We start from the raw sequence: 25,216 nt of genomic DNA on the forward strand, positions 1-25,216 counted from the left end.
TGCCCCTCCGGACGTCTGTACGCACGTCCTGCCCGGCGGCACGCACGCGTCCACAGACGTCCACGGACGCGTGGCCGCCCGGGCTCGTGGCCAACGTCCTGGGGAGCAGCTTGCCGGCACGTCAGATCCTCGGTTCCGCGCACGCCCCTCGCCCGCTGCTGGCGGGCGCCCTGATCGCCACGCCCTGGGCGGCGTCCGCCGGACCGTCCCGCCCTCGGAGCGCGGTCGCCGTCGACGGGGCCGGGAAGTCAGCGCCGCGTCGGCAGCGGCATCCCGTACCAGCGCTCGGTCAGCCGCGGTCGTCACGGCCCGCGACCATGGCCTGCCCCTTTGAGCGCGTGGCGCCGGCCACGACTGTGGGCCGGGCCCTGCGGGACGGCAGGCTGACGATCGGCCTGGCCGGCATGTGACGGGTCTCGGTCGAGCCGGACGCGCGCGTCGCCACCATCCGGGGCGGCGCCCTACGGGCTGACCGCTGCCACCGGGCACGGAAGGGCGACGCGCGAGGCCCCGGTGGGCTCAGGTCAGCGAGCGGGCGGGCAGCGCCGCCTCCGTCACGGCGCCGTCCTTCCCGCGCATGGACGACTGGGCCGGCGGCGAGGGCGCGGAGCTGTCGCAGCCGTCCGTGGACACCAGTCGCTGGCTGCCCGCGACGGTGCCCGGAACCGTGCTGTCCTCACTCGTGAGCGAGGGGCATCTGCCCGATCCGGTGGCCGGCTTCGCCAACCTCCACATCCCGGAGGCCCTCTCCCACCACTCCTGGTGGTACCGGCGCGAGTTCAGCCTCCCCAAGGGCCTGCGCACCGGCGCCGGACGCCGCGTCTGGCTCGAGTTCGACGGCGTCAACCACGAGGCGGACGTCTGGCTCAACGGCAAGCAGGCCGGCACGCTCACCTTCCCGTTCGCCCGTGCCGCCTACGACGTGACCGCCCTGCTGGCGGCCGACGGCGCCCAGGCCCTCGCCGTGCGGATCTCCCCCATGCCGTTCCCCGGCAGCCCCGGGGACAAGGGTCCCGCCGGTCTCGCGTTCGTGGACGCCGGCGCGAACATGATGAACCGCAACTCCCCCACCTACCTGGCCTCTTCGGGCTGGGACTGGATGCCGGCGGTACGCGACCGGGCCGCCGGCATCTGGAACCGCGTTCGGCTGCGCTCCACCGGGGACGTCGTCCTCGGCGACCCCCGCGTGGACACCACGCTGCCGGACCTGCCCGACACGCGCACCGCCGAGGTGACCGTCGTCGTCCCGGTCCGCAACGCGGCCTCCGACGCGACAGCCGTCACCGTGGCCGCCGCCTTCGACGGCGTGCGCGTGCGGCAGACGGTCACCGTGCCGGGCGGTGAGAGCGCCGGCGTCGTCTTCAGCCCGGCCTCGCACGCGCAACTGCGGTTGCGCGACCCGAAGCTGTGGTGGCCCAACGGCTACGGCGAGCCGGAGCTGCACCGGCTGACCCTGACCGCGTCCGTCGCCGGGCAGGAGAGCGACCGGCGCACCACGCGCTTCGGCCTGCGCCAGTTCGGCTACGAGTACGACGTGCCGCTGACGTTCCAGTCCGGCTCCGACGCGTACGCGCAGACGGTCACCTTCGCACGCCGCAAGGCCCGGTACGTGCGCGTCCTGTGCCGGACGCGGGCGACCGACTGGGGCTCGTCGATGTGGGGCCTGTCGGTCGCCGACAGCTCCGTGCCCGACGTCGACCTGGCCCTGCACAAGGAGGCCGCCTCCTCCTCCGTCGACGACGGGATGCGCGCCGCGGTGCGCGCGGAGCCGCCCGGCCTGCTGTACCAGAACAACTCGGCGGGCGGCATCGTCTCCGGTGGCGGCCCGTACGGCTGGGTCGAGCCGGAGCGGTACTACTCGGCTTCCACCTACGGCAGCGGCAACTTCGGCTTCCACACCGAGATCGGGACGCCGGTCGTGTCGACCGCCGAGACGATGCGGCGTCTGGCCGGCGACGAACCCGAGTGCCCGTCGGCGGTGTCTGGTACCACCACGACTGGAGCACCCGCGGCAACCAGGCGCCGCAGAACTACCGCGCGGCCGTCGAGGGCCGGCTCGGCGCCGCCGAGGACCTCGACGACTTCTGCCGCAAGGCGCAGTTCGTCAACTACGAGAACTTCCGCGCCATGTTCGAGGCGTGGAACGGCCGCCTGTGCGACGACGCCGGCGGCCTGATGCTGTGGATGTCGCACCCCGCCTGGTACAGCACGGTGTGGCAGACCTACGACTACGACTTCGACGTCAACGGCGCATACTACGGGGTCCGCAAGGCCGCCGAACCAATCCACGTGCAGGCCGATCCGGTGAGCGGGCAGGTCGTCGCGGTCAACCACACGCCCCGGCCGGTCACGGGCGCCACCGTCTCGGCGCGGCTGTACGACCTGTCCGGCCATCCGCTGTCCGCGGAGCGGCACGGGACGGTGGACGTCCCCGCGTCCGCCACGGCCGACGCGTTCTCCGTCGCCTGGACGGACGCCCTGCCGGCCTTCCATCTGCTGCGGCTGCGGCTGCGGCTGACGGACCGTCATGGCGAGGTGCTGTCCGAGAACGTCTACTGGCGCTACCGCAAGCCCGAGGACATGCAGGCCCTGAACAAGGCCGCGCAGACCCGGGTCGCCGCGGACGTGACGGACACGGACCTCTCCGGAGGCCGCCACGGCCTGACCGCGCGGGTGGGCAACCGGGGTGCCTCGGTGGCCGCCCTGGTCCGGCTCTCCCTGGTCGACGCCAGGCGCGGCGACCGGGTGCTGCCGACCCTGTACAGCGACAACTACCTGTGGCTCCTCCCCGGCGAGAGCCGTACGGTCACCCTGTCCTGGCCCGCCGGGGCGCTGCCGTCCAAGCGCCCGAAGCTGCGGCTCGACGGCTACAACGTGCCCCGCACCACGGCGCAACCGTAGGCGGTGGCGGCCGCGGCGGTCACCTGACCGGTGACCGCCACGGCGGCCGGCCCCGGCGGGAACCCCGTCCCACCATGCGGACGTCTGACAGCAGGTGACGAATTCTCCAGCCCTCATCCGCCCGGCGCGGTTCGGCGACCTGGCGGCCATCGTGGACGTGCACACCCAGGCACGTGCCGCTTACTACCAGGCGGGCGGCGTGCCCGGGTCCGAGATCGACAGCCCCGGCGGGTCGGCCCGCCGCCGCGCGTCCTGGGCGCGTGCCGTCCAGTCGAGCACGATGACCGTGCTGTGCGCCGTCCAGGACACCGAGGTGATCGGCGTCGTGGCCATGGGCCCGCCCAAGGACGACGCCGACGCCCCGTCGGCCTCCGGCGAGCTGCACTGGATCCATGTCCGCCCGGACCGGTGGGGCCACGGGGTCGGTGCCCGGCTCCACGCGGAGTTCGTGCGGTTCCTCCGCGACGCGTCCCTGGACACCGGGCTGCTGGACGCCTGGGAGCGCAACAGCCGAGCCCTGGCCTTCTACGCGCGCCACGGCTGGGTCCCGGACGGCGGGCGCCGACCCGGCCCCGGTGGCGCGGACTTCGTACGGCTCCGCCTCGACCTGCGCGGTCGCGTGCCCGCCGCCGCGACGTCGGTCGGCGCCGTACCGCGGCCCTGACCCGGCCCGCGGCGCGTGGCATCCTTGCGCGCGTGCTGATCAAGGGATACGACTACGGACCGCTGACGGCGGGGGAGCCACTCCTGGCCCGGCCCGGTTTCTGGGCGAACCATCTCCTGGGGTGGTGCGCGGCCGGGCCGGGCGGAGAGCGGCCCGAGCCGGAGTGGTTCGGGGACGACGGGGCCGACACGGACGCCATGGTCGAGGTGGTGTTCGACGAGGGGGCCTGGCCGGTCTTCCGGGTGCCCTTCGGGGACGGGCACTGCGCCGTCGTGGTGTACCGGAACCTCGACGGTGACGCGGGGCTCGACTTCCTGCTCACGCATCCCGACTGGGCCCGCGCGGAAGTGCTGTCCTCGTACGACGGAGACTGGTACGGCACCGGTCCGAACTGGCGCGAACTGGCCCACGTCGCCGGGGCGGTGCCGCGGTCCGGGACCGTCCCGGGCGTGCTCGATCCCGCCGCCCGGCTGCTGCTCCTGCTGCCCTTCCTCGTCGACGGCGACCGGCACGCGGCGGAGGCAGGGCCTGGGATCGCCGGCGCGCTCGTCGGCGTCGGGGCTCCGGAGGAGACCGCGGCGCTCACGGCCGGGTGCCTCGTCCGGGGACTGAGGAACGAGGTCTGGCACGACCCAGCGTGGGGCTCGCCGCTCAGCGGTGGCGGTGCGCCCACGCCGGTGGACACCGCGTTGCGGGATTCCGGGGTGCTGCGGAACGCCGGCGTCACCGTCGCCCAGTGGGAGCGGCTCGCCCGCGCCCTCGGCGGGCACGGAAAGCCTCACGCCGGGGTCAGTGCGCGACGGACGTGATCCACTCCTCCACGCTGACGACATCCGCCTGCCGGGGGAACACCTTCTCGGTGAGCACGCGGTGCACCTCGGGGTCGGAGTCCAGGCACCCGTCGGCCAGGACGGTGAGGCCGTAGTCCAGGTCGGCGGCCTGACGCAGCGTGGAGAGGACCACGCCGCCGGTGGCGATGCCGGTCAGGACGAGGCTGTCGACGCCGCCCGCCCGCAGGACCATGTCGAGGTCGCTGCCCGCGAAGGCGCTGACGCGCTTCTTGGTGACGACGATGTCGCCGGGAGCGGGGGCCACGTCCGGGTGGATCTCCGCGCCCGGGTCGCCCGCGGCGAATCCGCCCGTCCGGGCGAGCGCCCCGAAGGCCTTGTTGCGGGGGCTGATCTCCGGGTGCCCGGCGCGGAATCCGATCACCACGTGGATGACGGGGACGTCCGCGGCACGGGCGGCGTCGATCGCGTCACGCACCCGGGGGAGGTATCCGGCGTCCCCGGTGAAGCGGTCCGTGATGGCCCGCTGGACGTCCATCACGAGGAGTGCGCTGTGCGCCATGCCTGCCGTCCTTCGTGCGTGTCGTGCGTGTCGTTCGCGTCGTCGCCGGGACGGCTCGCCGCGGGGGTGTTCCGGCGGCCGCGCAGCGCCGAGGCGAGCGCGGCGGTCACGGCCATGACGGTGGCGGCGCCGAAGACGGTGACGAGCCCGTGGTGGAAGGGACCGGAGACCAGGGTGGGGAAGAAGGCCGTACCGGTCAGGGTGTGGACCTGGTGCTCGGGCAGGGTGCCGAGGACTCCGCTCGGCCCGAGCAGATGGCTGATGGGGTTGTTGCCGAGGAAGGTGGCGAACAGCGTGCTCACCGGCGGCAGTCCCGCGACCTGCCCGGCCGTGCCGGCGGGCACGCCGTTCGCCCGCAGTCCGCTGTCCAGCGCGTGCGGCAGCGAGCCGGCCAGCCCGGAGACCATCAGCGAGAAGCACAGCCCGATGGAGAGCGCGGTGCCGGAGTTCTGGAACGTGGAGCGCATGCCGGAGGCCACGCCACGCTGTCCGGGCGCGACACTCCCCATGATCGCCGAGGTGTTGGGGGCCGAGAACATGCCCTGACCGATGCCGCTCACCAGCAGCAGTGCCGCGAACGCGGGGTACGGGAAGTCGACCGGGAGCGCCAGCAGCCCGACGAACGCGGCCGCCACCAGGAGCAGTCCGGTGGTGGAGAACAGGCGCGCGCCGAAGCGGTCCGACAGGTGCCCGGACAGCGGGCCCGCGATGAGGAAGCCCACGGTCAGCGGCAGCATGAAGACGCCGGCCCACAGCGGGGTCTGCTCGAAGTCGTAGCCGCGCAGCGGCAGCCAGATGCCCTGCAGCCAGATGATGAGTGTGAACTGCAGGCCGCCGCGGGCGATCGCGGTGAGCAGCACCGCGATGTTCCCCGCGGCGAACGCGCGGATCCGGAACAGCCCGAGCTGGAACATCGGCTCCGCGACACGGGTCTCCGCGGCGCAGAACGCCACGAGCAGCAGCACGCCCGCGGTCAGGCCTCCGAGCACCCAGGGGTTGGTCCAGCCGGTGGGGTGACCGCCGTAGGGCTGGATGCCGTACGTGATGGCGGCGAGCAGGCCGCCGGCCCCGGCGGTGAACGTGAGGTTGCCGATCCAGTCCACGCGGCCCGGCTTCCGCGCGCCGGTCTCGCGGAGACTGCGGTACGACCAGACGGTGCCGACGATGCCGATGGGGACGCTGACCCAGAACACGGCGCGCCAGTCGACGGTGGCCAGCAGCCCACCCGCGATGAGCCCGAGGAACTGGCCCGCGAGCGCGGTGATCTGGTTGATGCCCAGCGCCATTCCGCGCTGCCGGGCGGGGAAGGCGTCGGTGAGGATGGCCGCCGAGTTCGCCGTGAGCATCGACCCGCCGACGGCCTGCACGATCCGGAAGCCGATCAGCCAGAGGGCCCCGCCGCCGCCTTTGAGCGGGTCCAGGGAGAGCGCGAGCGACGCGCAGGCGAAGATCGCGAAGCCCAGGTTGTACATCCGGACCCGGCCGAACATGTCGCCGAGCCGGCCGAGCACGACCACCAGGACGGCCGAGACCAGCAGGTAGCCGAGGATCATCCAGAGCAGATAGCCGATGTTGCCGGGGGCGAGCGGGTCGAGGCCGATGCCGCGGAAGATCGCCGGCAGGGAGATGATCACGATCGAGGCGTCGATGGTGGCGATCAGCACGCCGAGCGTGGTGTTCGACAGCGCGACCCACTTGTAGCGGCCCCCGTCGTCGCGCGGGGCGGCCGCCGTCGCCGGTGCGGGGGTCACAGCTTCTCCGAGAGGCGGTCCAGCAGGGGCAGCACGTCCACCAGCTGCCGCCGTTCGCCGGCGCTGAACTCCTCGTTCAGCACCGCGCCCAGCCGCTGCACCGATTCCGACCGCCGGTCAGCGAGCACCTTGCGCCCCGCGTCCGTCACCGTCATCACGACGCGCCGTTTGTCGGAGGCGTCCGGCCGTCTGCTCACCAGCCCGCGCTCCTCCAGCCCGGCCAGCGTCGTCGCCATCGCCTGCGGGCGCACCCGCTCCAGTTCGGCCAGCGATCCCGGCGAGTCCGGGCCGTCCCGGTCCAGCCGGGCGAGTACCGACACCTCCGACAGTGTGACGTCCCCGACGGCGTGCGCCTGCCGCAACCGCCGGGCGATCCGGCCGACGGTCAGCCGCAGCGCGGCCCCGACCTCGGTCGGGTCACCGGCTTCGAGTGCCTTCGCATCCATAAGTAATAACAATAGCTTAATCAATCTGATGTAACTACCTGCACGCCGGGTCGGCCATCCGGGGCGGCGCCGGCCACGCGGCAAACTCTCGCCCCCCTGGGCGCCCGGGACTTGGGCGACCGCGCCCCACCGGCGCCGCGACACCGCAGGGGCGCGCGGAGCGCAGGGACACCCCCCTTGCGCTGGACTCGCAGGCTCCACATAAGGTTAGGCTCGCCTAATACTTCAAAGGTGAACCACAGCTACAGGAGCCTTCACATGTCTCTTCGGCGCCGCGGCACTGCCGCCGTCGCTGTCGCCATCGCCGCCGCGCTGTCCCTGGCGGCCTGCGGCGGGTCCAGCAGCAACGGGAAGGAGAGCAGCGCGGCCGCTTCCGCGACCGCGGGGGCCAAGGACGCGAAGTCGGTGGCCCAGGGCGGCGAGGACTTCGCGGACGCCGCGGAGAAGACCGCCGCGATGGGCACCACCGCCAAGCCGGGCGAGTGGCCGCGCACCATCACGCACGCGATGGGCAGCACCGTCCTCAAGGCACAGCCCAAGCGGGTCGTCGTCCTGGACGTCGGCGAGCTCGATAACGTTGTCTCGCTCGGCGTGAAGCCGGTCGGCCTCGCGCCCACCGAGGGCTCGCCGGAACTGCCGTCGTACCTGAAGGGCGACGCGGGCAAGCCCGCGAACGTCGGCACCGTCAACAGCCTCAACCTCGAGGCGATCGCCGCGCTCAGGCCGGACCTGATCCTCGGCAGCCAGCTGCGCGCCGCCGACTCCTACGACGAGCTGTCGCAGATCGCGCCGACCGTCTTCTCCATCCGCCCCGGCTTCACGTGGAAGCAGAACTACCTCCTCAACGCGGCGGCACTGGACAAGACCGCCCAGGCCAAGGCGAACCTCGCGGCCTACGAGAAGAAGGCGCAGGCCCTCGGCGCGAAGCTGGGCGCAGACAAGCCGACCGTGTCGATGGTGCGTTACATGCCCGAGGGCAAGATCCGCCTCTACGCGAACGACTCCTTCATCGGCACCATCCTCAAGGACGTCGGCATCCCGCGGCCGAAGAACCAGGACATCGAGGACCTGGCCGCGGAGATCAGCGCCGAGAACATCGACCAGGCCGACGCGGACTACATCTTCACCGGCGTCTACGGCGACCCCAAGGCCACCGACAGGACCAAGGCCCAGGGCAACCCGCTGTGGAAGAACCTCAAGGCGGTCAAGGACGGCCACGCCTTCGACGTTCCCGACGAGACCTGGTACCTCGGGCTCGGGGTCACCGCGGCCAACGCGGTCCTCGACGACCTGGAGAAGCACCTCACGGCGTGAGCCCGCGAGGCCGTCGAGTGCCGGGCGCCGGCGGGCCGCTGTGCCCGCCGGCGCCCTGCGCCCGTACGACCCGGAACGTGTAGGACCGGAAACCGGAAAGAGAGAGTGAGCGCGGCGCATGGCGCGACCGACCCGTCGCCGTATCGCCTGGCTGGTGGGATGCGCGGTGATGCTGCTGATCGCCGTCCTGCTGAGCCTGGCCGTCGGCAGCCGTCAGATCGCCCCCGGCGAGGTGGTCCAGGCTCTGCTGCACGGCGGCACCAGTGACGACGCCCAGGTGGTACGGGCGCTGCGCGTGCCGCGTACCGTCATCGGCGTACTGGCCGGCGCCGCCCTCGCCGTCGCCGGGACCGTGATGCAGGGCATCACCCGCAACCCCATCGCCGAACCCGGCATCCTGGGCGTCAGCCAGGGCGCGTCCGTCGGGGTGGTGTGCGCGATCGCGTTCCTCGGCGTGCACACGCTCACCGGCTACGTCTGGTTCGCCTTCGTGGGCGCGGCGCTGGCGGCCGTCGCCGTCTACGCCGTCGCCGCGGGCGGGTACCGCGGGGCCTCCCCCGTCAAGCTCGCGCTCGCGGGCGCGGCGATGAACGCCTTCCTCGCCTCGGTGGTCTCCGGGATCGTCACCACCGACGCCCGCGCCCTGGACGAGTTCCGGTTCTGGCAGGTCGGCTCGATCAGCGGCCGCGGCAGCGACGTCATCGGCCGGATCTGGCCGTTCGTGGCAGTCGGGTTGCTGCTGGCCGCGGCGATGGCCCGGGGCCTGGACGCGCTCGCGCTCGGCGACGACGCCGCCAAGGGCCTCGGCCACAACGTCGCCCTGCTGCGCGTCCTCGGCGCGGTGGGGGCGACCGTGCTGACCGGCGCGGCCGTGGCCGCCGTCGGGCCGATCGCCTTCACGGGCCTGGCCGTTCCGCACATCGCACGGGCCCTGGTCGGCGCGGCGCACCGCTGGGTGCTGCCGGTGGCCGCCCTGCTCGGACCGGTGATGATCCTCGTCTCCGACGTGCTCGGCCGTATCGTCTTCCCGCCCTCGGAGGTTCCGGTGGCCGTCATGACCGCCCTGCTCGGCGTGCCGTTCCTGATCGCGCTCGTGCGGCGCCGGACGGTGGTCGCCGCATGAGCCGCACGAGCCGCACGACCGCGCCCACGCCCGTCCCGGTGTCCGTGCGCCCTGCCGGGCACGCCCTGCTGCGCCCCGGGCGGGGCAGTTTCCTGGTGCACCGCCGCGCGGTCGTCGTCGCCCTGGTGCTCGCCGTGCTGCTGCTGGCGGCCGTCGTGGCGTACCTGTGCGTCGGCGAGTCCTTCGTCTCCCCCGTGGAGGTCGTGAACGTCCTGCTCGGCCGGCCCAGCCCCGACCAGCTCGTGGTCGGCACGCTGCGCCTTCCCCGCCTGGTGGTGGGCCTGCTGGCCGGGGTCGCCTTCGGGGTCGCGGGCGCCCTGGTCCAGACCGTCGCGTGCAATCCGCTGGCCAGCCCCGACGTCATCGGGGTGACCCACGGCGCGGGCGCGGCGACGGTCGCCGCGATGAGTTTCGGTCTCGTCTCGTACAGCGCGCTGCCGTACGTGTCGATCACCGGCGGTCTCGCGGCGGCGCTGCTGGTCTACGTCTTCGCCTGGCGGCGCGGTCTGCACGCCTCGCGCTTCGTCCTCGTCGGCATCGGCGTCTCGGTCGCCCTGGGCTCCCTGACGCAACTGTTCCTCACCAAGGGCGACTTCCTCGTCGCGCAGCAGGCCAAGGTCTGGCTGACGGGATCCCTGAACAGCCGCGGCTACGACCAGGCCGCGCCCCTGGCGACGGTCCTGCTGCTCGCCGTTCCGGCGGCGCTGTGGGCGGCCAGGGCCCAGCGCGGGGCGGCCTTCGACGACGACACCGCCACCGCGCTCGGCATCCGGCTGGACCGGGTGCGGCTCGGCCTGACCGCACTCGGCATCGTCCTGGCCTCGGTGGCGACCGGCGCCACCGGACCGGTCGACTTCGTCGCCCTCCTCGCCCCCCAGATCGCCCGCCGGCTGACCCGTACGGCGCAGATCCCGCTGCTGTCCTCGGCGTTGACGGGGGCCCTCGTGGTCGTCGTGGCGGATCTGCTGGCCCGGCGCCTGTTCTCCCCCGTCGAACTCCCCGTCGGCGTCGTCACCGCAGCGGTGGGCGCGCCGTATCTGATGTGGCTGATCGCCCGCACCCGCAGCCGTTCCGGAGGCACCACCTGATGAGCCGTACGAGCCGACTCACCGCCCAGGCCCTGACCCTGGCGTACGAGGACCGGACCGTCGTCGACGGCCTGGACCTGGAGATCCCCGACGGCCGGGTCACCGTCATCGTCGGCCCCAACGCCTGCGGCAAGTCCACGCTGCTGCGCGCGCTGGGCCGGCTCCTCAAGCCGCGCGCCGGCACGGTCCTGCTCGACGGCACCGAGCTCGCCCGGATCCCCGGCCGGCAGATCGCCCGCACCATCGGCGTGCTGCCGCAGAGCCCCACCCCGCCGGACGGCATCACCGTCGCCGACCTCGTGGCGCGCGGGCGGCAGCCGCACCAGAAGTGGTGGCAGCAGTGGTCCGAGGCCGACGAACGCGCCGTCGCCGAGGCGCTGGAGCACACCGCGACCGCCGACCTCGCAGACCGGCCGGTGGACGAACTGTCCGGCGGACAGCGGCAGCGGGTGTGGATCGCCATGGCCCTCGCCCAGGACACCGATCTGCTCCTGCTGGACGAGCCGACCACGTATCTCGACATCGCCCACCAGGTCGAGGTGCTGGACCTGGTCCGCCGGCTCAACCACCGGCGCGGCCGCACGGTCGTCGCCGTGCTCCACGACCTCAACCAGGCCGCCCGCTACGCCGACCACCTCATCGCCATGAAGTCCGGCCGGATCGTCGCCCAGGGCCCGCCGCGTGACATCGTCACGGCGGAACTGGTCCGCGAGGTCTTCGGTCTGACCTCGGTCATCGTCCCCGACCCGGTCACGGGCAGCCCCCTCGTCGTCCCTGGCGTCCCCTGGCAGCCCACGGCGGCGGACTGACGGCCCGCCAGGGGGCGCCTGGGGCGCGACCCGGGCCGGCCGACGTCCGCCGAGGCGGAACTGCGCCGGCTGGTCGCCGACCACCACCGCCGTCACCTCCCCCGCCGGCACCGGAGCCGTCAGGCGAGCACCAGGGCAGGGCCCTGCGTGCGACGCCACGCCAGGTGGAAGGAGTGGCCGACGAGTGCCCTCAGGACGTCCTCGGGCGCTGCCGGATGGCGTGCCAGCCCGTGCGCCCACAGCACGGACAACCGCTTCGTGGGTCGCGGCCCCCGCAGCAGCGAGGTCCAGGCGGTCTCGCGTTCCTGCGGGGTTTCCCGCGCCTCCGCCTGCGCGGCGGCCTCCTGTCGCCCGCCCAGGCGGTCCAGCGCGACGACCCAGACCTCGTACTCCTCGCTCGTCACTCCGAGCAGGGTGTCGCCGTCGGTGGACAGGGTGACGAACTCCGGCTGTCCCGGGCGGTCCCCGAGAACACCGGCGAGGTCCCACTCACCGGTGAGCCGCACCCGGGTCCAGCGGCGGGGCCCGGGCCCGGCACGGTCGCCCGCCACGTCGAGGAGGAACACGCCGTGGGCGTCGATGACGCCGTGCCGGGTCGCCAGCGCGTGCCACCGGGCGTTCACTTCGCCGACCAGGTCGTCGTGGTCGGCGGGTACGGATGCGGTCGGCACCGTACTGCCCGCGATCACCCCGCCACGCGACGCGGGGCGGCAGGACGTCCTCGGTCCCCTCGCCCCGCTCCCCCACGATCTCCAGCCCGGCCCGCGCGAGCAGCCGCGCGAGGCCGTCGCCCCCGCCCCCGTCGTTCACGGCGTCCATTCTTCCCGGCCTCTGCCGGGTGCCCGCACCGGGGCGGTGCGGCAACGCCGTTGGGCGGACCGAGCCGTGCTCTTCAGCGGGGGCCGGGCGGCGCCGCGGCGAGGAGGTCCCGCAGTGGCTCGCGCCGCGTGGGCAGTCCCGCGGCCCGCAGCCAGGAGTCGCGGTTGGCGATGTGTCCCCAGCAGGCGTCGCGATCCACCAGGGCCTGCAGGAAGGCACGCTGGGCGGCCGTCAGCGGGACCTCGGGGGCGTACGGGGCCGGGAAGGCGGAGGCGAGGAGCGGGCCCCACTCGCTGTCGACCGTGTACTGGCTGCACATCGGCACCAGCGCGAGGGCGGCCGGCAGGACCTGTTCGAAGTGCCCGGCGCGGTCGAGCAGTCCGCGCAGCAGCGTGAAGCGGAACCAGCCGTCGAACTGGGGCAGCGGCTCGTCGAACCATGCGTCGGCGGCCACCGGGTCCGCGAGCGCGTCGAGCAGGACCGGCACGGCGCCCGGACGGTCGCTGCCCAGGGCGGCGCAGGCGCGCACCGCCGGGTCGGCGTCCGTCAGGAAGTCCCCGGTGTCATGGCCCCAGGTACCCAAGGCCAGGAGGGCGGCCGCCCGTTCGCGGCGGTCTCCGCCGCCCCGGGCGACCCGTTCCAGCCGTTCGGCCACGGTGTGTACGCGGCCGGCGAGTTCGGGCGCGCGGAGCAGATGCGTGACGGCGCCGAGGGCCGCCTCCCTGACGGTGGCGTCCGCGTCGTCCAGCCACGGCGTGACGGCGTCGAACAACTGCGGCCGCACGGCCCGGCACGCCTCGATCGCCGCGATCTCCTCCGCCCACTCCTCGTCCTCGCCCTCGCCCTCCTCCCCGTCCTCGTACGCCGCGGAATCGGCGACCTCACCCAGCCACTCCAGGAGCGCGCCGCGCAGCGGGCGCACCCGGTCGTCCCAGGGGAAGAAATCCTCGTGAACGGCGAGCGTCCGGGGGTCGTCGAGGATGCCCGCCACGAACAGCGCGGCCGGCGGGGTGGCGGAGTACAACGACCCTTGGTGCAGGACGGACATCTCCAGCCGGCCCAGCGACTCGGCCTGCACCGCGGGGTCGTCGTGCAGCAGACCGAGGAGGTCCTCCGGGGTGCCGTCGGCGGGCCCGTAGGCGTGGGCGAGCGCGGCCCAGTCGGTCTCCAACAGCAGTGCGGCCGGGGCGGGGAGGGCGGCGGTGGCGTCGTTCGCGGACATGGCGGCAGTCTTCAGCAGGGGTCTGACAACGCCCGTGCGCATCCGGCGAACCGGGCCCTTTCGCCCGCGTTTCCGCGTTAGCTGTGGGGCGGCAGTGAGCCGTGAGGAGAGGGGGAGTACATTGCGGCTGCCATCGGCATCGGATTTAACGACAGCCTGGAGAACTTGTGACCGCATCCCCCCGCCGTGCCTGGTACCGCCCCGGCACCCTGATAGCAGCCGCCGCCACCGGCGTGATCGGCCTCGGCCTCTGCGCCACCCCGGCGTCCGCCCACACCCGTGACTGGACCGTGGACTGCTCGAAGGTGGAGCTCCACCTGAGGGCCTACAACGGCGACGTCAAGAACACCGTGAGCGTCACCGCGGACGGCAAGGTTCTGCTGGCCGAGCAGACCTTCGGCCGCTCGTTCGAGGACACCATCGACCTGCCCGCGCACACCGCCGAGGTGAAGCTGCACCTCAGCGTGAAGGCGGGCGACAGCGACCAGTACTCGTTCGAGGACGACAAGACCGCCCCGGTCTGCGAGGGCCAGACGGCCACGCCCACGCCCACTCCGACGGAGACGAAGACCACCGCGTCCCCGTCCCCCAGCGAGTCGGCGAGCACCGCCCCCTCCGCGGCGCCCTCGACCCCGTCCACCGACGAGTCCCCGGCCGGCGACCTCGCCGAGACGGGTGCCTCCAGCTCCACCCCGCTGCTCGCCGGCGGTGCCGCCGTCGCGCTGCTCGCCGGTGGCGGTCTGCTCTTCGCGAACCGCAAGCGCCGCGCCGCCGCCCGTCACTGACCTCGGTCGCTGACGACGGCGCGGGAACGCGCCGTACATGACGCAAGGGTGCCGGACCGTGCTCCGTACGGTCCGGCACCCGGCTTTTCGGGACCCGGATCCTCCGGGCCGCGTCAGGCTCCCGCGGCGGCCGCGCCGGAGGCCTCGAACTCACCCTTGCGCAGCCGGTACACCTGCAACCGCAGGTCGTAGTACTTCTCGGTCTCGCCGACCCATTCCATGCCGACGCTCCGTGCGGTGGCGGCGCCGCGGTCGTTCCGCGGGCGCACCACGGCGAAGAGTTCGTCGACGCCCGACGCGAAGGCATACCGCGCCAGGGCGCGTCCGGCCTCGGTGGCCAGGCCCCTGCCCCAGACCCGGCGGGCCAGTTGCCAGCCGATCTCGAGGTCGACCCCGTGCGGCGGCAGCGGCAGGACGGTGGCACCGCCCACCAGTTCAGCGCTCTCGCGCAGCTCGACGGCCCAGCGTCCGGCGGGTCGTTCCAGGGTCGTTCCGCCCGCCTCCCACGACCGCAGCAGCTCCCGCATGGAGGCGACGTCCGGCTGCCGGGTCATCGCCGGGGCCAGCCAGCGGGTCACGTCCTCGGTTCCGTAGACGGCCAGTGCCGCCTCGGCGTCATCGGCGCGCCATGGCCTCAGGACCAGCCGGGGAGTGACGATCCGGGTTTCCTCGATGCCCTTCGCGCGCTGCGCGGTGGCCGTGACAGTCATCTGCGTCTTCCGTCCCTGTCGCGGGCTCCGCCGGCCGTACGTCCGGCGGGGCCCCAAGTCCCCTGTGGCCATCCACAACACCAGGGGGCCGCCGTCACTTCCCATCTCCATCGCACTAACCCCCATAACCGGCTTGACAGGTTACACCTACCCTGCTTCCATATAACCATCGAAGCGAATCCAAGGGGTTAGACATGGTCACCGTGCACCACCGCTACGCCGAGGTCCAGGGGCACCGGCTCTTCTACCGCGAGGCGGGCGCCGAGGACGCCCCCGTGATCGTGCTCCTCCACGGCTTCCCGACCAGCTCGTTCATGTTCCGCGACCTGATTCCGCGGCTTGCCGGCCGCTACCGCGTCATCGCGCCCGACCACCTGGGCTTCGGCCTCTCCGACGCCCCGGCCGCCGACGCGTTCGACTACTCCTTCGACGCCCTCGCCGGCCTCACCAAGGGCCTTCTCGACCGGCTCGGCGTCACGCGCTACGCGCTCTACGTCCAGGACTACGGAGCGCCGATCGGCTGGCGCCTGGCGCTGAACGACCCCGAGGCCGTCACGGCGATCGTCACCCAGAACGGCAACGGGTACGAGGCCGGGTTCGTCGAGGAGTTCTGGGAGGGCGTGCGCGCCTACCAGCGCGAGCAGACCCCCGAGACCGAGGCCGGCGTGCGCGGGGCGCTGACCCTCGAGGGCATCAAGTGGCAGTACGTCACCGGGGTGGCGGACGAGAGCACCGTCAGCCCCGACACCTGGCACCACGACTTCCAGCTGGTCTCCCGGCCCGGCAACGACCTCGTGCAGCTCACGCTGTTCCGCGACTACGCGACGAACATCCCGCTGTACCCGCGCCTGCACGAGTACCTGCGCACCCACGCGGTACCCGTGCTCGCCGTCTGGGGCGAGCACGACCCCATCTTCGGGCCCGACGGCGCCCGGGCGTTCGCGGACGACGCGCAGCAAGCGGAGGTGCACCTCCTCGACGGGGGCCACTTCCTCCTGGAGACCCACGTCGAGCCCGTCGCGGAGCTGGTTCTCGGCTTCCTCGACAAGGCCGGGCTCACCCGCTGAGCGGGCCCCGCACCCCCGTGCCGTCCGGCCACCCCGACCGGCCGGACGGCACGGACACGCGCACGCACACGAACACGGACACAGCACGCCACCGCACGAGGAGAGCGAGCGAGATGACCCGCCTTTCCGGATTCCACGAGGGAGAACTCGCCGTCCAGCGACGCGCCGGCGTCGCGCTCGAGGCCGCGCGCCTGCGCGGCATGCTCGCCCCGCCCCGGCTGGACGGCGGAGTGAGCCGCTTCCTGGCCGACCGCGACCTGGCGGTGCTCAGCGCACGCGACGGGAACGGCCGGCTGTGGGTCTCACCCGTCGTCGGCGCCCCCGGTTTCCTCAGCACCCGGGACGACGTCCTGCGCGTCGCCGCCCGGCCCGGCGCGGACGACCCCCTGGCCGGACTCCCGGACGGCGGGCAGGCGGGCCTGATCGTGATCGACTTCGCGACCCGCCGCCGGCTGCGGCTCAACGGCACCCTCACCGCCACCGAGGGCGGCTTCGAGCTCGCCGTCGACCAGGCCTACGGGAACTGCCCTCAGTACATCCAGCAGCGCCGCCTCGACCCCGCACCACCTGGCGTCACCGGCGCCGAGGACACGCCGGCGGCCGGACCTCGGACCACCGACCGGCTCGACACCGCACAGGCGGCGCTGGTGCGCCGGGCCGACACCTTCTTCCTCGGCACCGCCCACCCCGAGCGGGGCGCCGACACCTCCCACAAGGGCGGCTCGCCGGGCTTCGTCCGCGTCGAGGCCGACGGCGGACTGTGGTGGCCGGACTACCCCGGCAACAACATGTTCAACAGCCTCGGCAATCTGGCCTCCGACCCGGCCGCGGCCCTGCTCTTCGTCGACTTCGCCACCGGCACGGCGCTGCAGCTGTCCGGCACCGCGGCCGTCGACTGGATCACGCCGGGGGCGGCCGGCGACGACGGCGGCACCGGCCGCCGGGTCCGCTTCACCCCGCGGCGCGTCGCAGTCGGCCGGATGCCGGTCCACGCCGCCGGCGTCGTCCCGTACCGCCTCAACCCGCCGCTCACCGCCTGACGGCGGTCAGGTGCCGGTCACCGCGGCCAGCAGGCCGCGGAAGTCCTCCTCGCACGCCGCGCAGCCGCGCAGGTGCGCCGCGACACCGGGGTACCGCTCCTCGGGCGCCGCGTCCGCCAGGAACAGCTCCAGGTAGACGTCCATCAGGTCCAGCGCCCCGTCGCAGCCGGGGTCATGGGGGTCGGTGCGCAAGAGGTCGTCCAGGCTCTGCCATTCGTTCATGAGCGCCTCGCCGTCGTCAGGGGCAGATGTCCATTGGCTGCGAGCCGCGCGCGGAGCTTACGTCGCGCGTCGAACATCGTCTTGTAGAGCGCGTTGCGGTTCGTCCCGAGCTCCGCGGCGAGCATCTCGGCGTCCACACCGTTGACCACCAGGGCGGTGAAGACCCGCCGCTGGCGTTCGGTGAGCTCCTCGTCGACGGCCTCGCGCAGCGCCTCGACCAGCTCGCGGGCCTCGCTCTGCCGTACGGGGTCCAGGCCCAGCCGGTCCGGGAGCCGCTCCCAGTGCTCGGGTTCGAACTGCACGCCGGACGTGCGCCAGAAGTGCCGGCCGACCTTGGTGGACACCTCGTTCATGACGAACTTGTACGCCCAGGTCGTGAAGCGGCTGTCGCCCCGGAACCCGCCGATCTTGCGCGTGATCGACAGCAGCGCGTCGGCCGCGGCCTGGTGGGCGATGTCGTCCAGCTCCGGCCCGGTGATGCCGTGCCGGGAACCGCGCCGGTTCAGCTCGGCGTACGCGATCCGCAGCAGCATCGCGTGCAGACGGCTGCTCGCCTCCTCGTAGGCCTCACCGCGCGACGACAGCGACCGCACCCACTCCGCGGACTCCGCGTCCATGGACCGGCCGCCCCCGCCCCCGTCACCGGCCTGTCCGTCGTGCTCTGCGGAACCCATGAAGCGCATCCTAGACGCGGCCGCCCGCACCTCCCGGGCGGCGCCCTCCACAGCGCGGAGATCGGCCGCTCCCGACAGGTAAGACCGGGCCGGTTCCCGCCACCAATGGGCGTACGGAAAAAAGCGCCCCGAGCGAGGAGGGACCGTGACCGAATACCGCAGGAACCCGGAGGCCGTCTCCCGCCTGTCACCCGAGCAGTACCGCGTGACGCAGGAGAACGGCACCGAGCGCGCCTTCACCGGCGCCTACTGGGACAACAAGGAGCCGGGGATCTACGTGGACGTGGTCTCCGGGGAGCCGCTGTTCGCCTCCGCCGACAAGTACGACAGCCATAGCGGCTGGCCGAGCTTCACCCGGCCGCTGGAGCGCCGGAACGTCGTGGAGAGGACCGAGCTGAGCCACCCGATCCTGGGCACCGAGGTCCGCTCGGCGGGCGGTGACAGCCACCTGGGCCACGTCTTCACCGACGGCCCCCGGCAGACGGGCGGCCTGCGGTACTGCATCAACTCGGCCTCGCTCCGCTTCGTCCACGCCGACGACCTGGAGCGGGAAGGTTACGGGGCCTACCGCGGGTTGTTCGACAATGGTGACACGACCAGTACGGAGGATTGACATGGCAGGACAGACACAAAGGGCCGTTCTCGCGGGCGGGTGCTTCTGGGGCATGCAGGACCTGATCCGCAAGCAGCCCGGGGTCGTCGGGACCCGGGTCGGCTACACGGGCGGCGACGTGCCCAACGCCACGTACCGCAACCACGGCACCCACGCCGAGGCGATCGAGATCCTCTTCGACCCGGAGAAGACGGACTACCGCGCGCTCCTGGAGTTCTTCTTCCAGATCCACGACCCGACGACGAAGAACCGCCAGGGCAACGACATCGGCCTCAGCTACCGCTCGGCGATCTACTACGTGGACGACGAGCAGAAGCGGGTCGCGGAGGACACCATCGCCGACGTCGAGGCCTCGGGTCTGTGGCCCGGCAAGGTCGTCACCGAGGTCGAGCCCGTCGGGCCCTTCTGGGAGGCCGAGCCCGAGCACCAGGACTACCTGGAGCGCTACCCCGAGGGCTACACCTGCCACTTCCCGCGGCCGAACTGGCGACTGCCCGCCCGCGCGAAGGACTGAGACCCCGTCGCGCTCGCCCTGGTGACGGGCTCGGGCGGCGCGGCGGCCCCCGCGCCCGCCCGGCCCTTCCGGGGCCCGGGCGGGCGCGGGCTCAACCGGTGGCCGCGGCCCGCGCTCGCTGGTGGTGGCGCCTGGCCTTCATCCGGTTGCCGCACGCGGCCATGGAGCACCAGCGGGCGGTGTTGGCCTTGCTGCGGTCCAGCAGGAACAGCCGGCACTCGTCGTTGGCGCAGGGCCGCAGCCGTCCCGGCCTGCTCTCCTGGAGCACGCCCCAGATCGTGACGGCCCGGGCGGCCGGCATGCGGTCGGCCGGGGCCTCGAGCGCCCAGTCGATGCCGTGCGCTGTCACCCGTGGTGCCCGGGCGACGCCGGTGAGCAGCTTCTGCAGGTCACCGGGCTCACGCGTCCCGCTCACGACGCCCTGCAGCGCGTCGCGCGCCGCCAGCAGGTGGCGCAGCTCCGGCGCCGTCCCCCTGCCGCCGTGCGCGCGCAGCCAGCGGCGGCCGTTTTCGGGGTCGGCCAGCTCGTCCACCCGGGCGCCGTCGACGACCGGGGTCGTGTTGAGCAGCTCCAGCAGGAAGTCCTCGTCCGTCGTGTCGGCCGCCATCCTCGACACCCCCCCATTCCCGGGTAACCGCTCAATACTCCTTTGCAGGTTACACCCTCGCGCGCGGTGCGGAGCGGGGGTCAGGCGCTTCGGGCCCGGCGGGAGCCGAGCCGGCCTCCATCAGCCGTCCGCCGGCCAGGCGCAGCCATCGGTCGACGCCGATCCCGGCGAGGAACCGCACGTCGTGGCCGACCACGACGAAGGCGCCCTCGCAGGCGTTGAGCGCGCTCTCCACCTGCCCCAGGCTGACGAGGTCGAGGTTGCTGGTCGGCTCGTCCAGCAGCAGGACCCCGGGACGCCTGAGCAGTTGCGCCGCCAGGCCGAGCGAGACGATCCGGCCGACGGCACCGGTCCGGTCCGTCAGCGGCCCAGTCCGCCGAGCCCGTCGCCGAGGATGCTCGCGCCCAGGACGAGCAGCACGATCACCGTGATCACGGTGCTGTTGGCCACCATGTAGCGGCGCACGCCGTACAGGAACGACCGCGCCCGCTCCCCGCCCGAGAGGTGGAGGGCGAGCGCGGCGAGCACGGCGGTGGACCCGATGAGCACGAACACGGCCGCGGCCGCGGCGAGGTCCCCGTTCTGCGCGCCGGTCTCCGCGATCGAAGCGGCGGCCGACGCCGTCAGGACGAGGTTCTTCGGGTTGGCACCCGACAGCAACACCCCGAGGAGCAGCGCCCGCCCGGCCGTCGCGTCGTCGAGCGAGGCCATCCACCGGGGCACCGGGGCCTCGTCACCGGCCCTCGGGCGCCGCCACCACTTGCGAGCCCCGAGGACGACGAGCGCGGATCCCGCGCACACCCGGCCCCAGTCGGCGATCGCCGACGAGGCGCTGTCGGGGTCGTGCGCCCCGCCGAACGCCACGGCGACGACGGTGACCACGACCACGAGTCCGGCGACCCACCCGGCCGCGAAGAGCGGGCCGTTGCGGCGACCGTCCGAGCCGCCCAGGATCAGGACGACGCCGATGAGCGGGAACGGGCTGAGCGCCACGGCGAGCGCCGCGGGCAGCACGGCCCCGATCGCCTGGATGAGCAATGGCCCTCCTCCCGAACCGCACGCCCGGCCACCCCGGGGCGCCCTTCCCGGACGGCACCGATCCGGCGGCCGTCCGGTGCCTCTGCTTCGCTGTTCCGATCCACGACGGCGAAAAGGGGGTTCCCCGGGCGGTGGTACGGGTGGGTGCGGAGGGGCACGCGATGCCTCAGAGCGCGATCTTCCGCGGCTGCGTGGCCACGACGATGACCGAGGTGACGCCGGACTCCAGCGCGGCCGTGAACTCCTTCTCGAGCTCGGCCGTGGTCTCCACCTCGACCGCCCGGCAGCCGAAGCCCCGCGCCACGGACACGATGTCCAGCCCGGGAAGGTCGAGCCCGGGCACGCCCGGTGTCCGTTCCAGCTCGGCGAAGGACTTGAGGATCGAGTACTCCTGGTTGCGCATCGCGACGTACACGATCGGGAGGCCCTGCTGCACGGCGGTCCACAGACCCTGGACCGAGTACTGGAACGACCCGTCCCCGATGAGGGCGACCACCGGACGGCCCACCCCGCGGTCCCGGTCGCCGAGGGCGACGCCGACGGCGGCCGGCAGGGCCCAGCCGATGCCGCCGCTGGCGGTGGCGAAGAACGAATCCGGCTCCACGGTGGGCAGCCACTCGGCGTGCTCGGCCATGGTCGACGTCGACTCGTTGACGAAGACGGCGTGCTCCGGGCGGACTTCGCCGATCGCGGCGTAGACCTCGGCCGGCGTGAGCGGGCTGCTCGGGGTCTGCGGCAGTCTGCGGGGGCGCGGCATGGGTTCCGGCTGCTCGCGGCCGCCGCCGTCGCCGACCGACGCGGTGAGGAGTTCGATCGACATCCGGGCGTCGCCGAGGAGGCTGTCCCCGACGCGGGCCGACGCGGCGACCGCCGGGTCGTGCGTGATCTGCAGCAGCTCGGTCCCGGGGGGCAGGATGTCCCCGGCGACGTAGGGGTAGTACCGGAACACCTCCGCGCCGACGACCACCACCAGGTCGTGTCCGACGAGCCGTTCGCCGATGGCCTTGACCGACATGCCCAGCGGGCCCTGGTAGAGGGGGTGGTTCTCGGGGAACGACGCGCGGTCCGACAGCGGTGGGCTGTAGACCGCGGCCTTCAGCTTCTCGGCGAGCGCCACGGCGGCGTGCCATCCGCCGGCGCGGTCCACGTCGGGCCCGAAGACCAGGGCGGGACGCCGGCTCGCCGTGATGCGCTCGGCGAAGCGCCGCAGGCGCTCCGGATCGGGCGCGTACGCCGTGCTGACGTCGCGCAGGACGGCGGGGCCCGCCAGGGGGTGGTTCCAGTCGTCGAGCGGGATGGACAGGAACACCGGTCCCGCGGGGGGCTGCACGGCCATCGCGTAGGCGCGCATGAACGCCTCGGGGACGTCCTCGGGGCGCAGGGGCTCGTAGGACCACTTCACCCACGGCTTGGGCATGGTCGTCGCCTCGCGGTTGCCCAGGTAGGGCTCGCCGATGACCAGTTCGCGGTGCTGCTGGCCCGCGGTGACGATGAGCGGGGTGTGCCCGTGGTAGGCCGCGACCAGGTTGCCGAGACTGTTCCCGAGCCCGGCGGAGGAGTGCACGTTCACCAGGGACGGGCGGCGTGTGGTCTGGGCGAAGGCGTCCGCCATCGCGATGACGGAGGCCTCCTGGAGGGCCAGGACGTAGGTGAAGTCGTCCGGGAAGTCCTGAAGGAACGTCTCCTCGGTGGATCCGGGGTTGCCGAAGACGGTGGTCAGCCTCAATGACCGCAGCAAGTCGTAGGTCACACCGTGGACGGTCGATTGCTTGCTCATGGTGGGCAGTCAGCTCCCGGAACCCAAGGAATGCCGAGGCAGGCCCGGGCCTGCCGGTGGCGGGGCGTCACACACAGCTACACACGGTGACGCTACTCGCGCGCTCCGCGTTGTCCAGCACATCGGGCGTGCCGCGCGATGCGCTGAGCCTCGCGGACGGCGGACGGCCGGCCGAAGGTCCGGCGAGCCGGGGCCGGGGCCCGTGCCGGTCACGGTCCGCATCCCCCGGGGCGCTGGTCACGAGCATGGTCGGCCTCACCTCTCATCGGCTGGGGCCCGTCCGGCGGATGTCCGCGGGGGAAGGAGCAGGGGTCCGGCGTCAGCGATCGGAGGACGGAGGGGGAAGCGACGCCGGGCGTCGGTCGACCGACGGGGCGCGGCGAGTACGGGTACCGGGGCACACGACGCCGCGCAGATCCCTCGGACAGGTCCTCCGCCAGTCAGCCCACCGAATCGTCCGCCGCGCTACCCGGGTCTCCGGCGACGGCTCCGCCAGGTAGGCAGAACGTTCTGTATGATTGCGGCGTGAATGCCGCGTCCTCTCCCGACACCAGCGTCACGGCCCGGCCGTCGCAAGCCCGCGCACGGCTGCTCGGCACTGCGGCGGAGCTCTTCTACACCGAGGGCATCCGCGCCGTGGGCGTCGACCGGGTGATCGCGGAGGCGAGCGTCACGCGGGCGACGTTCTACCGTCACTTCTCGGGCAAGGAGGCCCTGGTGGCCGCCTGCCTGGCGGCACGGGACGCGGCGATCCGGGAGAGGGCCGGCGCGGCAGCGCGGCAGACCGCGGATCCCGGCGAGCGCCTGGGGCTGGTGGTCGACGGCATCGGCCAGGAGATCTGCGGCCAGGGCTTCCGGGGCTGCCCCTTCATCAACGCCGCCACCGAGTACCCCGACCCGGACAACCCGGTCCACCGGGCCGTGCTCGAACACCGGGCCTGGTTCCGCGGGATCCTCGTGGAGATGTTCAGGGCCGGGGGCCATCCCGACCCCGAGCAGGCCGGCGACATCATGGTCGCCCTCCGCGACGGCGCCATGGTCGCCGGGTCCCTGGGCGACCCGGCAGCCGCTCGCACCACCCTGCTCAGGGGGACGGAGACGCTGATCGGCGCGGTCCGCGGGCGGAGCCGGGCCTAGCCCGGCTCACCGCTCGACCGGCACGGCGTCCGCACCCGCCCCCTTGCCTGGCCGCACCGCGCTCGCGGGCCGACGCGATCAGGAAGCCGAACAACTCACCCGTCAGGTACGAGGTCACACCCGTGGCCTCCACCACCGCCCGCAGGACGTCCGGGTACCCGACCCGGCCGCGCTCCGGGAAGCTGACCGGCCCGCAGTCGATCGCCGCCGGTACGTGGTGTCCGGACATCGCCCCCGCAACCACGACGAGCGGCTGCTCCTCCGCTCGTGAACCGGTGCGCAGGCCCCGCATTCGGCGCACGATCGCGTCGTCGATGCGGTCTCCCGCGAAGAGGTGGACGTCCGCGGACGCCGCGCACCGGGTCCCGCTCGTTCGCACGTCGGTTCGGGGACCGTCCGGAACCATGCGGCGGCGCCCTCCTCGGTGACGCTGTCGGACACCTCGACGAGTACCGGCACCGGTGTCACGATGTCCGGCCGGCGCGCCCCGCTGGCGGGGCGTCGCGAGAGCGGAGCGTCCGTCGGACGGGAACCCTTGGCGGTCGGCATTGGCGCTCCGGAGTCCGGCGAGCGGTCGTCGGCGTCCGGAGCCGGTACCGCGGCCTTCGCCGTGCTCGCGGACAGTTCACCAGGTGCCGGTGAGTCCGGAGACGACCGTCTCGGCGTGGCCCGATACCCGGCGGGAATCGATGCCGCCGGTCCTACGCGGCGTTGCGTACGGAGCCCGCGAGGTACGCCCACCCCAGGGGTTCCACAGGAGCCTGCGCACCTCGACCCCGTCGATCTCGGCGTCCCCCCTGGCCCGGCACTCGACGGAGTCCGCCGCGCGGGCCAGCGCGACCGCCACCGCCGACTCGGCGTCCGCCGCCTCGCCCACGACGTAGTAGTGGCGGCCCGCACAGCCTGCCGCGCCGCTGAACCGCAGGCCCACGAACCACCGGTCCTTGTCGCCGAAGGCACCGGGACGGCACTTCGGGGCCACGGTGGGAAGCATCGGATCGCACTCCTTGATCGCGTTCTTCGCGGGGCCGTCCGCCGGGCCACCCGCTGCCTCACTGCAACAGCGCCCCGGCGCCCGGCCATGGCCGCGCACCCGGCCACGGTGAACCCGGGACCGGCAGTACCACCCTCCTCGTCCGCCGCCGTGCCTCAGGCCCGGCCGGCCTCGCCGTCTCCCTCTCCGTCGCCGGGCCGATGACGCACCGCGCAGGTGAAGACCCCGGCGCCGGTGCGCTCGCACTCGACGTACGGGACGGTCCCGGCTTCGCCGGCGGGGGCCGTGGCGCCGGTACGGGCGCGCCAGGGCATCACGGCCTCCCCCGTCAGCAACGCGTCGAGGGTCTGCAGTCGCGGGTCCCGCGGGGCGGGGTGGTGCTCGTAGTCGGCGGCGCCGAGGGCGAGGGCGATGGCCATGCCGAGCAGGTTGACCTCGGTCGGCTGCTCGGGAGGGACGGTGGCCTCCGTCGGCTGGAGGCGGATGCCCTCGTCGGGTACCTCGATCACACGGGCCGCGTAGCGCTCGGACATGGGCGGGGTCGTCTCCTT

25 protein-coding genes and 2 pseudogenes are annotated in these 25,216 nt (G+C 73.3%); 13 read left to right on the forward strand and 14 right to left on the reverse strand.

Annotated features, from left to right (window positions below; all coding sequences use genetic code 11):
* Nucleotides 1–577: 577 nt before the first annotated feature.
* The 3 genes and pseudogenes from ACWDAS_RS14960 to ACWDAS_RS14970 all read left to right on the forward strand — a co-directional run.
* Nucleotides 578–2,901 (forward strand): annotated as a pseudogene (locus tag ACWDAS_RS14960) (glycosyl hydrolase 2 galactose-binding domain-containing protein); the annotation flags it as partial.
* Between the two features lie 94 nt (nucleotides 2,902–2,995).
* Nucleotides 2,996–3,565, forward strand: coding sequence for an N-acetyltransferase family protein (locus ACWDAS_RS14965; RefSeq protein WP_450389973.1), 570 nt, complete (start codon nucleotides 2,996–2,998; stop codon nucleotides 3,563–3,565).
* 32 nt (nucleotides 3,566–3,597) lie between these two features.
* Nucleotides 3,598–4,374 (forward strand): hypothetical protein, encoded by a 777-nt coding sequence (locus ACWDAS_RS14970; RefSeq protein ID WP_450389975.1) that lies wholly within the window; start codon nucleotides 3,598–3,600, stop codon nucleotides 4,372–4,374.
* Here ACWDAS_RS14970 and ACWDAS_RS14975 read toward each other — a convergent pair.
* From ACWDAS_RS14975 to ACWDAS_RS14985, 3 genes are read right to left on the reverse strand one after another with little or no spacing between them, the layout of a single operon-like run.
* The gene (locus tag ACWDAS_RS14975; RefSeq protein WP_450389977.1) at nucleotides 4,355–4,915 is read right to left on the reverse strand and encodes a cysteine hydrolase family protein; all 561 of its coding nucleotides are present in this window, start codon (nucleotides 4,913–4,915) and stop codon (nucleotides 4,355–4,357) included. The genes ACWDAS_RS14970 and ACWDAS_RS14975 overlap by 20 nt on opposite strands.
* Entirely contained in the window at nucleotides 4,891–6,666 is a 1,776-nt protein-coding gene (locus tag ACWDAS_RS14980) for an MFS transporter (protein ID WP_450389979.1), read from the reverse strand. The genes ACWDAS_RS14975 and ACWDAS_RS14980 overlap by 25 nt, the downstream gene beginning before the upstream one ends.
* A complete protein-coding gene (locus tag ACWDAS_RS14985) occupies nucleotides 6,663–7,112 on the reverse strand; it encodes a MarR family winged helix-turn-helix transcriptional regulator (RefSeq protein ID WP_450389982.1) in 450 nt (149 codons plus the stop codon). Before ACWDAS_RS14985 ends, ACWDAS_RS14980 begins: the two co-directional genes overlap by 4 nt.
* A gap of 258 nt (nucleotides 7,113–7,370) precedes the next feature.
* Here ACWDAS_RS14985 and ACWDAS_RS14990 point away from each other — a divergent pair, with 258 nt between their 5' ends.
* The 4 genes from ACWDAS_RS14990 (at nucleotide 7,371) to ACWDAS_RS15005 (ending at nucleotide 11,446) form a co-directional block, all read left to right on the forward strand.
* Nucleotides 7,371–8,426, forward strand: coding sequence for an ABC transporter substrate-binding protein (locus ACWDAS_RS14990; RefSeq protein ID WP_450389985.1), 1,056 nt, complete (start codon nucleotides 7,371–7,373; stop codon nucleotides 8,424–8,426).
* Nucleotides 8,427–8,544: 118 nt separating this feature from the next.
* Entirely contained in the window at nucleotides 8,545–9,549 is a 1,005-nt protein-coding gene (locus tag ACWDAS_RS14995) for a FecCD family ABC transporter permease (protein ID WP_450389988.1), read from the forward strand.
* The gene (locus ACWDAS_RS15000) at nucleotides 9,546–10,637 is read left to right on the forward strand and encodes a FecCD family ABC transporter permease (protein WP_450389991.1); all 1,092 of its coding nucleotides are present in this window, start codon (nucleotides 9,546–9,548) and stop codon (nucleotides 10,635–10,637) included. Before ACWDAS_RS14995 ends, ACWDAS_RS15000 begins: the two co-directional genes overlap by 4 nt.
* Nucleotides 10,637–11,446: an ABC transporter ATP-binding protein gene (locus tag ACWDAS_RS15005; protein ID WP_450389994.1), complete on the forward strand. Its 810-nt coding sequence runs from the start codon at nucleotides 10,637–10,639 to the stop codon at nucleotides 11,444–11,446. Before ACWDAS_RS15000 ends, ACWDAS_RS15005 begins: the two co-directional genes overlap by 1 nt.
* Nucleotides 11,447–11,565: 119 nt before the next feature.
* Here the strand turns inward: ACWDAS_RS15005 and ACWDAS_RS15010 are convergent, their stop codons facing one another.
* Together ACWDAS_RS15010 and ACWDAS_RS15015 are read right to left on the reverse strand one after the other, a co-directional pair.
* Entirely contained in the window at nucleotides 11,566–12,135 is a 570-nt protein-coding gene (locus ACWDAS_RS15010) for a hypothetical protein (RefSeq protein WP_450389996.1), read from the reverse strand.
* Between the two features lie 203 nt (nucleotides 12,136–12,338).
* Nucleotides 12,339–13,487, reverse strand: a complete 1,149-nt coding sequence (locus ACWDAS_RS15015; protein WP_450389998.1) for a HEAT repeat domain-containing protein — start codon at nucleotides 13,485–13,487, stop codon at nucleotides 12,339–12,341.
* Between the two features lie 167 nt (nucleotides 13,488–13,654).
* On the opposite strand from ACWDAS_RS15015, the gene ACWDAS_RS15020 reads away from it, so the two are divergent.
* A complete protein-coding gene (locus ACWDAS_RS15020) occupies nucleotides 13,655–14,272 on the forward strand; it encodes an LAETG motif-containing sortase-dependent surface protein (protein WP_450390001.1) in 618 nt (205 codons plus the stop codon).
* A gap of 113 nt (nucleotides 14,273–14,385) precedes the next feature.
* Here the strand turns inward: ACWDAS_RS15020 and ACWDAS_RS15025 are convergent, their stop codons facing one another.
* Nucleotides 14,386–14,982: a GNAT family N-acetyltransferase gene (locus ACWDAS_RS15025; protein ID WP_450390004.1), complete on the reverse strand. Its 597-nt coding sequence runs from the start codon at nucleotides 14,980–14,982 to the stop codon at nucleotides 14,386–14,388.
* Between the two features lie 194 nt (nucleotides 14,983–15,176).
* Here ACWDAS_RS15025 and ACWDAS_RS15030 point away from each other — a divergent pair, with 194 nt between their 5' ends.
* Nucleotides 15,177–16,049 carry an alpha/beta fold hydrolase gene (locus tag ACWDAS_RS15030; protein WP_450390007.1) on the forward strand — a complete coding sequence of 291 codons (873 nt, stop codon included), beginning with the start codon at nucleotides 15,177–15,179 and terminating at the stop codon, nucleotides 16,047–16,049.
* A 113-nt stretch (nucleotides 16,050–16,162) separates the two neighbouring features.
* Complete coding sequence (locus ACWDAS_RS15035; RefSeq protein ID WP_450390009.1) at nucleotides 16,163–17,089, forward strand: pyridoxamine 5'-phosphate oxidase family protein; 927 nt, start codon at nucleotides 16,163–16,165, stop codon at nucleotides 17,087–17,089.
* Between the two features lie 6 nt (nucleotides 17,090–17,095).
* Here the strand turns inward: ACWDAS_RS15035 and ACWDAS_RS15040 are convergent, their stop codons facing one another.
* Nucleotides 17,096–17,311, reverse strand: a complete 216-nt coding sequence (locus tag ACWDAS_RS15040) for a hypothetical protein (RefSeq protein ID WP_450390011.1) — start codon at nucleotides 17,309–17,311, stop codon at nucleotides 17,096–17,098.
* Nucleotides 17,308–17,985: an RNA polymerase sigma factor gene (locus ACWDAS_RS15045; RefSeq protein ID WP_450390013.1), complete on the reverse strand. Its 678-nt coding sequence runs from the start codon at nucleotides 17,983–17,985 to the stop codon at nucleotides 17,308–17,310. Before ACWDAS_RS15045 ends, ACWDAS_RS15040 begins: the two co-directional genes overlap by 4 nt.
* Nucleotides 17,986–18,130: 145 nt before the next feature.
* Here ACWDAS_RS15045 and msrB point away from each other — a divergent pair, with 145 nt between their 5' ends.
* Together msrB and msrA are read left to right on the forward strand one after the other, a co-directional pair.
* On the forward strand, nucleotides 18,131–18,598 hold the full coding sequence (msrB, locus tag ACWDAS_RS15050) for a peptide-methionine (R)-S-oxide reductase MsrB (RefSeq protein WP_450390016.1): 468 nt from the start codon (nucleotides 18,131–18,133) through the stop codon (nucleotides 18,596–18,598).
* A 1-nt stretch (nucleotide 18,599) separates the two neighbouring features.
* Entirely contained in the window at nucleotides 18,600–19,112 is a 513-nt protein-coding gene (gene msrA / locus ACWDAS_RS15055; RefSeq protein ID WP_450390018.1) for a peptide-methionine (S)-S-oxide reductase MsrA, read from the forward strand.
* 91 nt (nucleotides 19,113–19,203) lie between these two features.
* Here msrA and ACWDAS_RS15060 read toward each other — a convergent pair whose 3' ends face one another.
* The 4 genes and pseudogenes from ACWDAS_RS15060 to mdlC form a co-directional block, all read right to left on the reverse strand.
* The gene (locus ACWDAS_RS15060) at nucleotides 19,204–19,719 is read right to left on the reverse strand and encodes a CGNR zinc finger domain-containing protein (RefSeq protein ID WP_450390021.1); all 516 of its coding nucleotides are present in this window, start codon (nucleotides 19,717–19,719) and stop codon (nucleotides 19,204–19,206) included.
* Between the two features lie 49 nt (nucleotides 19,720–19,768).
* Nucleotides 19,769–20,014: pseudogene (locus ACWDAS_RS15065) on the reverse strand (hypothetical protein); the annotation flags it as partial.
* Between the two features lie 65 nt (nucleotides 20,015–20,079).
* Nucleotides 20,080–20,757 carry a GAP family protein gene (locus ACWDAS_RS15070; protein ID WP_450390022.1) on the reverse strand — a complete coding sequence of 226 codons (678 nt, stop codon included), beginning with the start codon at nucleotides 20,755–20,757 and terminating at the stop codon, nucleotides 20,080–20,082.
* A gap of 166 nt (nucleotides 20,758–20,923) precedes the next feature.
* On the reverse strand, nucleotides 20,924–22,534 hold the full coding sequence (mdlC, locus tag ACWDAS_RS15075; RefSeq protein WP_450390024.1) for a benzoylformate decarboxylase: 1,611 nt from the start codon (nucleotides 22,532–22,534) through the stop codon (nucleotides 20,924–20,926).
* A 525-nt stretch (nucleotides 22,535–23,059) separates the two neighbouring features.
* Here mdlC and ACWDAS_RS15080 point away from each other — a divergent pair.
* Nucleotides 23,060–23,671: a TetR/AcrR family transcriptional regulator gene (locus ACWDAS_RS15080; RefSeq protein WP_450390025.1), complete on the forward strand. Its 612-nt coding sequence runs from the start codon at nucleotides 23,060–23,062 to the stop codon at nucleotides 23,669–23,671.
* Nucleotides 23,672–24,296: 625 nt separating this feature from the next.
* Here the strand turns inward: ACWDAS_RS15080 and ACWDAS_RS15085 are convergent.
* Together ACWDAS_RS15085 and ACWDAS_RS15090 are read right to left on the reverse strand one after the other, a co-directional pair.
* Nucleotides 24,297–24,665, reverse strand: a complete 369-nt coding sequence (locus ACWDAS_RS15085; protein ID WP_450390027.1) for a hypothetical protein — start codon at nucleotides 24,663–24,665, stop codon at nucleotides 24,297–24,299.
* A 155-nt stretch (nucleotides 24,666–24,820) separates the two neighbouring features.
* Nucleotides 24,821–25,198, reverse strand: coding sequence for a hypothetical protein (locus tag ACWDAS_RS15090; RefSeq protein WP_450390028.1), 378 nt, complete (start codon nucleotides 25,196–25,198; stop codon nucleotides 24,821–24,823).
* Nucleotides 25,199–25,216 lie beyond the last annotated feature (18 nt).

It is taken from the genome of Streptomyces sp. NPDC001070, assembly GCF_053598835.1.